Source organism: Marinobacter sp. SS5-14b (assembly GCF_030541005.1).
Classification (GTDB): domain Bacteria; phylum Pseudomonadota; class Gammaproteobacteria; order Pseudomonadales; family Oleiphilaceae; genus Marinobacter.
Window position 1 is genome coordinate 463,891 of the sequence record NZ_JASSVM010000004.1, and the last position, 10,152, is coordinate 474,042.

The following is a 10,152-nucleotide window of genomic DNA, read 5'->3' on the forward strand; positions in this document are numbered from 1 at the left end:
CTTCAACTGCTGCCGATAATTCATCTGACCGAGAGCGCACCGATGAACCCTTATCTGATTGCCCCATCTATCCTCTCCGCCGATTTCGCCCGCCTGGGTGAGGAAGTCGATAACGTACTGGCCGCCGGTGCCGATGTCGTGCACTTCGACGTGATGGACAATCATTACGTGCCCAATCTCACCATTGGCCCCATGGTCTGTGAAGCTCTGCGCAAGCATGGCGTGACGGCCCCCATCGACGTGCACCTGATGGTTTCTCCGGTCGATGATCTGATCCGTATGTTCATTGACGCCGGCGCCAGTTACATCACCTTCCACCCCGAAGCCTCCAGCCATATCGATCGCTCCCTGCAACTGATCCGCGAAGGCGGCTGCAAAGCCGGGCTGGTGTTCAACCCCGCCACGCCACTGAGCTACATGGATTACGTGATGGACAAGCTCGACATGGTATTGCTGATGTCGGTCAACCCGGGTTTTGGCGGTCAGAAGTTCATCCCGGGCACCCTGGACAAGCTGCGGGAAGCCCGCAAGCGCATTGACGCCAGCAACTACAACATTCGCCTGGAAATCGACGGCGGCGTAAAAGTGGACAACATTCGTGAAATCGCCGAAGCCGGCGCCGACACCTTCGTTGCGGGCTCCGCCATCTTCAACACCCCGGACTACAAAGCCACCATCGACGCCATGCGTGACGAACTGGAGCAAGCCCGGAAGGTGCTGGGCGGATGAGTCTGAAAGGCCTGTTCAACGCTCGCTGGCCGGGCGTCGCCCTGTTTGATCTGGACGGTACGCTGGTCGACAGCGCCCCGGACCTGGCCGCGGCCGTGGATCAGATGCTGGCGCACCTGGGCAGAAGCCCGGCGGGTCTGGAAAAAGTGCGCGACTGGGTTGGCAACGGTGCCGGCATTCTGGTGCGCCGCGCCCTGGCGGGGAAAACAGACTGGGAGCCGGCATCCCCGAGAGATGAAGCCCTGCATAAAGATGCACTGGCCATTTTTTACCATGCCTACGGCCAACTGAACGGCAAGCATGCCGTGGTGTTTGATGGTGTGCTCGAATGCCTGAACCACCTGAAAGCAAAGGGCTGCCGCATGGCCGTGGTGACCAACAAACCCGACCAGTTTGTGGCGCCCCTGCTGAAACAGACCGGGCTGGCCGATTATTTCGAGTTATTCGTGGGGGGCGACACCCTGCCCGTGAAGAAGCCAGACCCGGCACCCCTGTTGCACGCCATGGAAAAGCTGGGTGGCACCCGAGGCACAACCGTGATGGTGGGGGACTCCTCCGCCGACGTGAGCGCTGCCATTGCCGCCGGTATTCCATGCGTGGCGGTTCGCTACGGCTATAACTTCGGCAGCTCGGTAAACAGCCTCGGAGCCGACGCGGTTGTTGATTCGCTGGCCCAGCTTTTGTAATCTCGCAAGGACGCTTTACTTTGAACACATCACTTCGGGAGATTCCTGCCGTGCAGGGACTGAATCTGACTGCAGCGCGAGGCATCCTGACAACCCGCGCAACACGATGGTGGCGATGGCGCACCGGCTGAGCAAGCCGCGGGGCTGAGGGCACACGCCTGCCTGCCCACACCACCTGTCACAACGGTGTAATGCCGTTCTGGCAAAACGCAGATCAGAATTCAGGAAACCGAACCATGACACCCGAGCAATTCCACGAGCTCGCTGAAGCCGGCTACAACCGTATCCCTGTGTACCGCGAAGTACTCGCGGACCTGGACACTCCTCTCAGCACCTATCTGAAACTGGCCAGCGGGCCTTATTCCTACCTGTTCGAATCAGTACAGGGCGGCGAAAAATGGGGCCGCTACTCCATTATCGGCCTGCCCAGCCGGGAAGTACTGAAAGTCTTTGACCACCGCATCGAAGTGAGCCGGAACGGCGAGGTGGTCGAGCAGGCGGAAGTGGACGACCCGCTGGCATTCGTCGATGAATACCAGCAGCGATTCAACGCCCCGGACCTGCCAGAACTGCCCCGCTTCAACGGCGGGCTGGTGGGCTATTTTGGCTACGACACGGTGCGCTACATCGAAAAACGTCTGCGCAACAGCTGCCCGCCAGACAAGATTGGCACCCCGGACATCCTGCTGATGGTGTCTGATGAAATCGTGGTATTCGACAACCTGCGCGGCAAACTGCACCTGATTGTGCACGTTGACCCCGCCGTCGAAGGTGCCTATGAGCAGGCCCAGGCGCGCATCGACGAACTGGAAAACCAGCTGCACCGGAAAACAGCCGACGCCCCGCGAACCCCGGAGCATCTGCGCGGCAAGGTGGTGGACGAAAGCGACTTTGTGTCCGGCTTCAGCCAGGACAAATTTGAAGCGGCGGTTGAAAAAATCAAAGGCTATGTGCTGGATGGTGACATTATGCAAACCGTCATTTCCCAGCGCATGTCGATCCCCTTTGAAGCGCCACCACTGAACCTGTACCGATCCCTGCGGGTGCTCAACCCATCACCGTACATGTACTTTCTGGACCTGGAAGACTTTCACATTGTTGGCTCCTCACCGGAAATTCTGGCCAGGGTCGAAGATGACGAAGTGACGGTCCGGCCCATCGCAGGCACCCGCAAACGCGGCGCCACCGATGCCGAAGATAACGCCCTCGAAAAAGAACTGCTGGCCGACCCGAAAGAAATCGCCGAACACCTGATGCTGATCGATCTGGGCCGAAACGACGCTGGCCGGGTTTCAGAAACCGGCACGGTGCGCCTGACCGACAAAATGATCGTGGAACGTTATTCCCACGTCATGCACATCGTCTCCAACGTCACCGGCCGCCTGAAACAGGGCACCAGCTGCCTGGACGTTTTGCGCGCCACCTTACCCGCGGGCACCCTCAGCGGCGCCCCGAAAATCCGCGCGATGGAGATCATCGACGAGCTGGAACCCGTGAAGCGTGGCGTATACGGCGGCGCTGTTGGTTACCTGTCGTTCAACGGCAACATGGACACTGCCATCGCCATCCGTACCGCCGTCATCAAGAACAAAACCCTGCACATCCAGGCCGGCGCCGGCGTCGTGGCCGACTCGATTCCCCGCATGGAATGGAAGGAAACCATGAACAAGGGAAGGGCCATCTTCAAAGCGGTCGCCATGACTTATAACGATTACGATCACTGACCTTCCCAGCCCAGCAATTCTCTCAGCCTGACAAAAAGTTACATAACTCTTTGTCAGGCTTATAGATTTTTTTCCTCCATGTAATAATCCAGAAAAACACGAACGCAGATGGAATCAGACTGATTGAGCCCTCTCCCCAGCTTAGGGCCAACTACCGGCAACGTGCACCCAACATATGCCGGGGTAAACCGGTCGAGGTCTTGCTGCTGCCGTGCCAACTGCTGCAAGCGCGGGAAGCGTATAATGGTGCGACGCCGGCCAGCGACTGGGCACCTATCGAACTTACCCTCACAGACAGCCGCTACTCCCTGGCCTCACTCGACCATTCCTCCGGTTTCGTTCCAGCGCCCAAACATCTGATACTGAAAGACGCGTTCGATCGGCAGGAGGAGAAACCGTGTCGGAAGGCTCCGGCATTGGCCTGTCCATTGTCCGCCATCTCGCCGATCTTCTGGGTCATCCGCTCTCACTGGCATCAACACCCGGTCGTGGAAGCCGGTTCTCGGTGACCGTGCCGCTCCTGCAAGAAGAAGCGACTGACACCGAACCATTGCAGCAGCCACCCGCGCCGGTAGTGGCGTTGGCGTTCACGGACCGGGAACTGGGCGAGACTGTTTCAGTCTACCTGCGTCGGTGGCAGCAGACCCCGGTGGTGTTCGACTCCCTGGGCCAGGCCCTCGGATCGGACGCTGATATCACCGTTTTGCTGTGCGATCAGGACAGCCTGGAGGGGTCGATGTTGTCGATGGAGCAGGCTCGGCCGGTTGCCCAAAGCACCGCCCTCGCGTGTGTCTGCGAGCCAGGCACCCCCCTGCCGGAACCGTGGATTGCCCTGTCCCCACACGCGCTGCCCGTACAGTTGAGGGCGTTACTGAACACCGAGGACCACGAACGCAAGCCAGGCCACGCCCTCACCGGCGTGGCCACTGCTGAGAAAACGCACCGATGGAGAGACTGTTCAGAAGCCTGAAGCCCGAATGGGTGCCAGCCTTGAGTTACCGAAATCTGCCTGAGGCTCAGAAGGATCTTGGGGCGAACCCGGGAAATGATGGACGACGAGAGCACAACCCGGCTCACGCGCCGGTTTGGAGCCGCGAAGCGGCGTAAAATCGGTCGCTTTGCAGCCGATTGTTATGTTTTCCTTGAAGTGCTAGATTGTGTATAGAAACCGAAAACCATACACATAGGTGCACCATGAGAACGAACATTGTCATTGACGACCAGTTGATGGCCGAAGCCCTCAAAGCCTCTGGCTACGAAACCAAAAAAGAAGCCGTTGAGCAAGGACTGAAACTCCTGGTCCAGCTGAGCAAGCAGCAGGAAATTCGAAAGCTACGCGGCAAGGTCAAGTGGGAAGGCGATCTGAATGAAATGCGGAGCGCCGGATGATACTGGTGGATACCAGCGTCTGGATCGACTATTTCAACGGAGTTACTAACCCACAGACTGATGTATTGGATGCCTCGATAGTCCAAGGATCTGTCGCTATCGGGGATCTCATATTTCTGGAAATCCTGCAAGGCATCCGCAACGACAAACAATATCGTCAGACCAAACAGAGTCTGCTCGCGCTGGATCAATACGAGATGTTTGGCAAAGATATGGCAGCCAAGTGTGCCGACAATTATCGAGCGCTTCGTAAAAGGGGCATCACGATCAGAAAAACTGCCGACGTGATCATCGCGACATTCTGCATAGAGAAGAAGCTACCTCTGCTGTTCCTGGATCGCGACTTTATCCCCTTTGTTGATCATCTTGGGCTGGAGCCTGCACTGAGAGAAACATAACGCTCAGCACATGCGCCGGTTTGGAGCCGCGGAGCGGCGGAAAATTGGTCGCCGTGTAGTCGATTGTTAAAGCCTGCCCAGCCAGTGCTGCGGACGCCGCCGGTCATGAGCAACAGCCAGAATCTGGAAACCATCAAGCCTCTCTCGGTAAACGATCGACAGGGGAAATCTGTGAAGGGGTGCTCTACGAATATCTGGTGGCAATTCAACTTGCCAGGCTTTTGGTGACTCGCCAACTAAATTGGCCAGGGCCTCAAATTCCTCTATGAAGGCGCCACCCAATCCCGGAACTTTTGATTCGTAATAACCAACTGATTCCAGGAACTCGGCTTCCGCTGCCGGGTGAAAAGAATAGTTCATTTGATCAGTGCTCTAGCCTTCCTCATGACGTCCTCACCAGACACTGCCTGAACTGTGCCATTGTCGAGCTCTTCGCCCCTGCGCCGGGCCTCAAGCAACCAATCGGACCTGAGCTCTTCTTCTGACGGAGACTCCAGACTCAACACCAGTCGCTGGATCAACTGGGCTCGCTCCTCTTTAGGGAGGTGGAGCGCCTCGTCTTCAATTTTCTCGAGATTCATGGACAAAGCCTCTCGTTCACGTATTGCTCAATTTTGACACGGATGGGTATCAGGTGCCACGACTCGGTTTTTCCGCTTTAACGCCAGCCACCATGCGCGGCTACGGAATGGAGGCGAAGCCACAATGCAGTAGGCGTCGCGTGCCTGGCCTTGTTAGGCTCTCGGACTAATACACTGAAATTTTTGCAAAGATTCACTGTGTAAATCTCTGATTAATTCGTAATAGAGCTTCGACTTGTGCTCAGTAATCCGATGCCTGAAGTCCATAATCTGTTTGTACAACGCTTGAATTGCGTCGTCCTCGGTTTCCCTCATTCTATCGATAACAGCCGATTTCTTATGAATAGCTTCTGCCAATGATTCTGCATTCCCAATAAACTCTGCTTTTGCCATCAGTCCGCGCAAACGCGAAAAATGAAACGGTAGGCCGAGCTCTACTCTGTAAACCCAACATAAGCTTGTAGCCAAGAGTTGTGCAAAATATTGACGCATTGCGCAGGAACGGTCCGCAGCGAAATCAAGTAGCATGTCATCATCACAGAGAGAGCAAACCTCTCGATCAAATGCATCGGGATCTTCTTCGAGCTCCAGCAGTTCAGGGCATTCTTCGCCGTAGGCCCAGCGTGTAAGTGCGTTTATAGTCAAAGTTTGTTGAGTCATCATAGATTCTGCAAATACAGCCTAACGCGAAGATAAGCGGCGCCCTGACAAGGGCGTCCGGTGGAGGCCGCAGGCCGGAACGTACTTAATCGACTTGTTAATTGGTAATTTCAATGTACCACTTGGGCTTGATGCGCCCGAAGTCTTGGCGAATGTTTGATCGCAGCGCTTTTTTGGAATCCAGCACCATTCCTTGGCCAGCTTCTCTGACGAACAATACCCAATGCCAGAATGGTTTGCCGTGCTCCATTCGCCACTTGATGGCCAAAAGTGCTTTGTCGGGTATGCGTTCCCATGACTCAAAGGGCGTCTCTTTCGGAGAGACCGATACTCCCCATTCACGCAAGAGCTTTCGAACGTACTCTGTATCCGACCAAAGCGATGTGTCAGAGGCATAAATACCCAGGGCATTGGCCCTACCTTTGGCCTCGGCATAGCTGAGACCGGCGAGCGCAGCGGACGCAGCAATGCCGCAACCGGTTACCTCTTCTTGGACGACAACTTCCATATCATTACCAATTAACGCCCGGGCTCAGCGGCCGATTTGGAGGCGTAGCGCGCCGGAAAAACAGTCCGCTGCAGCCCTTGGTTAGGAGCTGCCTATGACTTCAGTGCGGACTAAATCTGCTAGCCACTTCGGCTGATCACATTGTACTGAATGACCACTCTCTGGGCATTGGTGTACACCAATACCGCTCACTTGATCCGTCAATTTTTTCAAAATTGAATGGTGGATTGTCCTTTCTTCGTCACCCATGATCACATGCTTACTGCAAGGCAACTCAGAAAGCCTTGCCAAATCGATTGGCAACACCCGTTGATCGCTATCGGTAATCGTCTGCCAAATATGTTTATAGATGGGCTGGCGCTTAGCATAATCTGCTAATAAAAAGTTGGAAAGTGGCCAAAATTCGGGTGGTGGATTTTTGAGTGCGAGCCCTAAAAGATGGGTGTACTCCTGCTGCGTTGACGCCCAAAACGGATTCTTTCCCTCATCCACCAGACTAAAAAACTCGGAGGATGAGGTTGCGGGCACCCCCACAGGCCCGATTAAAGTGAGAGTCTTAACATAGGACGGACTCTCCATTGCAAACAGACAAGCTACCCAAGCACCTACTGAGGCCCCAACAAAATGAGCAGTCTTTATTTGGCTTCGGCATATAACTTCATGAACCAGCGCGGGTTCTACCCCGTTTCCACGGACGGTTTTAAAACGGCGAACAGTTTTCTGTCCTGAGCAGCAACTCTACGTCGCATCCTAGGATTATGGAACCGCTCAATGTAATCGAAGACATCAGCTCGTGCTTCATTTTGGGTTCGGTAGCGCCGGTGGTGAATTCGCTCACGCTTGAGCATGCCGAAGAACCCCTCGCAGGCCGCATTATCACCACAATGACCGACCGCGCTCATGCTGCTCACCAGTCGGTTGCTGCCGAGATAGCGCTGGTAATCACCGCTGGTGAATTGACTGCCTCGATCTGAATGCAATATCACCGGAACTTTCCCCTGGCGCTGCCAAACGGCCATCTCAACCGCTCTGATTACCATATGCCGATCCTGTCGGTGATGCATCGACCAGCCAACGATCAGCTTGCTGAACAGGTCGAGAACCACGCAGAGAAAGAGCTTTCCTTCCTGCGTCGGGATCTCTGTTATATCCGTCACCCATTTGGTGTCTGGCTCCAGAGCGGAGAAATCCCGTTCCAGATGATTCCGGATTCCCGGTGGTCGATAAGATTGACGTCCCAAGCGTCCGCGCTTCTTGCGTGGCCACCCCTGAATGCCGTGTTTGGCCATCAATCGCGCGACGCGGTTCAGGCTGGTTGAGGCTCCCTCAGCAACCAGATCCTCATGCATACGGGGTGAGCCAATCATGCCCCCGCTATCGTCATGAATCTCTCTGATGCGTGACAGCAAGTGCTGATTCGCCTTTGACCTGGCGGACTCAGGGCGAGAGACCCAAGCGTAATAACCGCTGGCCGACACCTTCAGGCATCGGCACATAAGACGTATTGGGAAAGTATTGCGACAACGTTGAATCGCCTGATACCTCAGGACGACTCCTTTGCGAAGAACACTGCCGCTTCGCGCAAAAAATCACGCTCCTTCTTCACGCGGGCCAATTCTCGCTTGAGGCGGGCAACCTCTTCGTCTCTGGGGGAACCAGAGCCTTTAAAGGCCTTATCCGTTTCCTCATCCGCTTCTCTGCGCCACCGGGATAACAGGTTGGGATTGATGCCGATCTCTAAGGCTACCTGGCGACAACTCACACCGGGTTGCCGGGTTAAGGCGATGGCTTCGCGTTTGAACTCTGGGCTATATTTTCTGCGTCTGGACATGAACACTCCTTTGGCACAGTGTGCCTCTTTTTAGGAATGTCCGCAGTAACGGGGTAGAACCCCGCCGAGGTCTGTTTCTGAAAAGAGGTTTCATGATCAAAACCACTTTCGCCATGACCTGGTAAATCAATCACAATAAAATTTAGTTTACCTCTGCATGACCGCATGAAGTCTGACCAGTACTCCTTGAACCCGGTGAATCCATGAATCAACACTATAGTTTCAAATTCAGGATCAACGGTACTTGGAGCTAAATACGCATATCTGGTGTCATTGATAGTGATTATATTTTTTTCGAGTCCATTGCTTTTGCGACCAAGAAACAAGAAAAAGGACCAGATTAAGTGTCCTATCTTGATTGATATCCTTTTCATTTTTACTCCTAACGCCAATATTCAGCGGCGACCTTTACGCAGCGAAGCGGAGAAAAGGGCGTCCGGTGGAGGCCCATCAGGGCCGGAACGAACTGGAATGACTGGTTATACCTAATCCTCGGTTTTAGCCATAAATACCGCATCTTGCCCGTATGCGGATAAACCTCTCTTAATCGACTCACCTGCATGCACAACTTTGAAGCCATGACGCATCCAATACGATGACGCTCCTTGGATAGCAACCAAGAATATCCGTTTGTACCCCCTGTGCTTTGCGGAAGCTAGCACAGTGTTAAGCATGTGTTTCGCAGCGCCGACCTTACGGACGGTAGGAGTAACCGCCATATCATGGATGCACAAGCTATCCGCACTTGGAGGCACGGGATACTCAGCGCCATCCAGGTCGGGTATTTCACCGAACACCCATGGAAAAGATACAACATAGCCTACTACCAGCTCCCCCTGTACTGCCGTGAAACAAAAATCAGGGGAGGCAGAGAGCTTTGCGGAGAACGAATCTACAGATTCAAGAATGCTCTCGCTGTAGCACTCCCGCTGTATGCGAGAAACCTCCGGGAGGTCAGACTGTGACATTTTTCGGATTTTCACGTTGGCACACATCCCGACCCATTTAGGTATAACGCTGCGGACACGCGCTTGTCGCGTGCTCCGCCTTGTTAATTGCCGCCAAGCTATATACCCAACTCCTGAACCGATGGCAGTCCGTATCTCTCTTTAACATGCCTCAAAACCCGTATCACTTCATTCTCTATGAATACTCTCAGCTTTTTCCTGTCTAGAAATACATCATGGAGATCTGCCATTGATAGCTGAGAGGCCACACTCAGCTCGTTATACTTTTTCAACTTCCGTGTCTCAATATCTTCAATTCTTTCTCCGCCAAATCGCACTACGTAGTGAACGCATGAGAAATCCTGGCCGCGAAGCCAATCAGATTCAGTGAGTATTGGCTCGTATTCGTGGAGAATATCTCTGACGACATCGCTGGCCCACCCCAATCGTCCTTGGACTGTACCGGCCGCCCCCATAAGAAACGTTTTCCCGTGACTCATTGCCTTCTCAATTAACGCCCGGCTCACGCGCCGGTTTGGAGCCGCGAAGCGGCGGAAAATCGGTCGCTGTGCAGCCGATTGATACTGATTGAGCCTTCTCCCCAGCCCGGCGGTTACCCGCTAAGCTGGAAGGCGACCAAGCACTACAAGGGAGAAGACTCATGAACTTTTACCATAGCACTCACCGTCATTATTGTGG

13 protein-coding genes and 2 pseudogenes are annotated in these 10,152 nt (G+C 54.5%); 7 read left to right on the plus strand and 8 right to left on the minus strand.

Annotated elements, in window-relative coordinates:
* The first annotated feature begins 42 nt into the window (after positions 1–42).
* The 7 genes and pseudogenes from rpe (at position 43) to QPL95_RS12150 (ending at position 4,926) form a co-directional block, all read left to right on the plus strand.
* Entirely contained in the window at positions 43–729 is a 687-nt protein-coding gene (gene rpe, locus QPL95_RS12120) for a ribulose-phosphate 3-epimerase (protein WP_303291224.1), read from the plus strand.
* Positions 726–1,415, plus strand: coding sequence for a phosphoglycolate phosphatase (locus tag QPL95_RS12125; protein ID WP_303291225.1), 690 nt, complete (start codon positions 726–728; stop codon positions 1,413–1,415). Before rpe ends, QPL95_RS12125 begins: the two co-directional genes overlap by 4 nt.
* A gap of 236 nt (positions 1,416–1,651) precedes the next feature.
* Entirely contained in the window at positions 1,652–3,139 is a 1,488-nt protein-coding gene (gene trpE / locus QPL95_RS12130) for an anthranilate synthase component I (protein WP_303291226.1), read from the plus strand.
* A 397-nt stretch (positions 3,140–3,536) separates the two neighbouring features.
* A pseudogene (locus QPL95_RS18535) lies at positions 3,537–3,647 on the plus strand (ATP-binding protein); the annotation flags it as partial.
* A 407-nt stretch (positions 3,648–4,054) separates the two neighbouring features.
* Positions 4,055–4,168: pseudogene (locus QPL95_RS12140) on the plus strand (IS3 family transposase); the annotation flags it as partial.
* 165 nt (positions 4,169–4,333) lie between these two features.
* The gene (locus QPL95_RS12145; protein WP_022990190.1) at positions 4,334–4,528 is read left to right on the plus strand and encodes a type II toxin-antitoxin system VapB family antitoxin; all 195 of its coding nucleotides are present in this window, start codon (positions 4,334–4,336) and stop codon (positions 4,526–4,528) included.
* Entirely contained in the window at positions 4,525–4,926 is a 402-nt protein-coding gene (locus tag QPL95_RS12150; protein ID WP_303291227.1) for a PIN domain nuclease, read from the plus strand. Before QPL95_RS12145 ends, QPL95_RS12150 begins: the two co-directional genes overlap by 4 nt.
* 66 nt (positions 4,927–4,992) lie before the next feature.
* Here QPL95_RS12150 and QPL95_RS12155 read toward each other — a convergent pair whose 3' ends face one another.
* From QPL95_RS12155 to QPL95_RS18545, 8 genes are all read right to left on the minus strand, one after another.
* Entirely contained in the window at positions 4,993–5,286 is a 294-nt protein-coding gene (locus QPL95_RS12155; protein WP_303291228.1) for a type II toxin-antitoxin system RelE/ParE family toxin, read from the minus strand.
* Entirely contained in the window at positions 5,283–5,507 is a 225-nt protein-coding gene (locus QPL95_RS12160) for an addiction module protein (RefSeq protein ID WP_303291229.1), read from the minus strand. The genes QPL95_RS12155 and QPL95_RS12160 overlap by 4 nt, the downstream gene beginning before the upstream one ends.
* 153 nt (positions 5,508–5,660) lie before the next feature.
* Positions 5,661–6,167: a hypothetical protein gene (locus QPL95_RS12165; RefSeq protein ID WP_303291230.1), complete on the minus strand. Its 507-nt coding sequence runs from the start codon at positions 6,165–6,167 to the stop codon at positions 5,661–5,663.
* Between the two features lie 97 nt (positions 6,168–6,264).
* Positions 6,265–6,675: a hypothetical protein gene (locus QPL95_RS12170; RefSeq protein ID WP_303291231.1), complete on the minus strand. Its 411-nt coding sequence runs from the start codon at positions 6,673–6,675 to the stop codon at positions 6,265–6,267.
* An 81-nt stretch (positions 6,676–6,756) separates the two neighbouring features.
* Positions 6,757–7,344 carry an alpha/beta fold hydrolase gene (locus tag QPL95_RS12175; protein ID WP_368389751.1) on the minus strand — a complete coding sequence of 196 codons (588 nt, stop codon included), beginning with the start codon at positions 7,342–7,344 and terminating at the stop codon, positions 6,757–6,759.
* Positions 7,345–7,352: 8 nt separating this feature from the next.
* Positions 7,353–8,506 (minus strand): IS3 family transposase gene (locus QPL95_RS12180; RefSeq protein WP_085986445.1). Its coding sequence is split into 2 segments (ribosomal slippage): positions 7,353–8,266 and positions 8,266–8,506, totalling 1,155 coding nucleotides; the frame shifts between segments, so codons are not numbered across the junction.
* Positions 8,507–8,991: 485 nt separating this feature from the next.
* Positions 8,992–9,501, minus strand: a complete 510-nt coding sequence (locus QPL95_RS18540) for a GNAT family N-acetyltransferase (RefSeq protein WP_368389748.1) — start codon at positions 9,499–9,501, stop codon at positions 8,992–8,994.
* A 71-nt stretch (positions 9,502–9,572) separates the two neighbouring features.
* Entirely contained in the window at positions 9,573–9,953 is a 381-nt protein-coding gene (locus QPL95_RS18545) for an Imm39 family immunity protein (protein WP_368389749.1), read from the minus strand.
* Between the last annotated feature and the right edge of the window lie 199 nt (positions 9,954–10,152).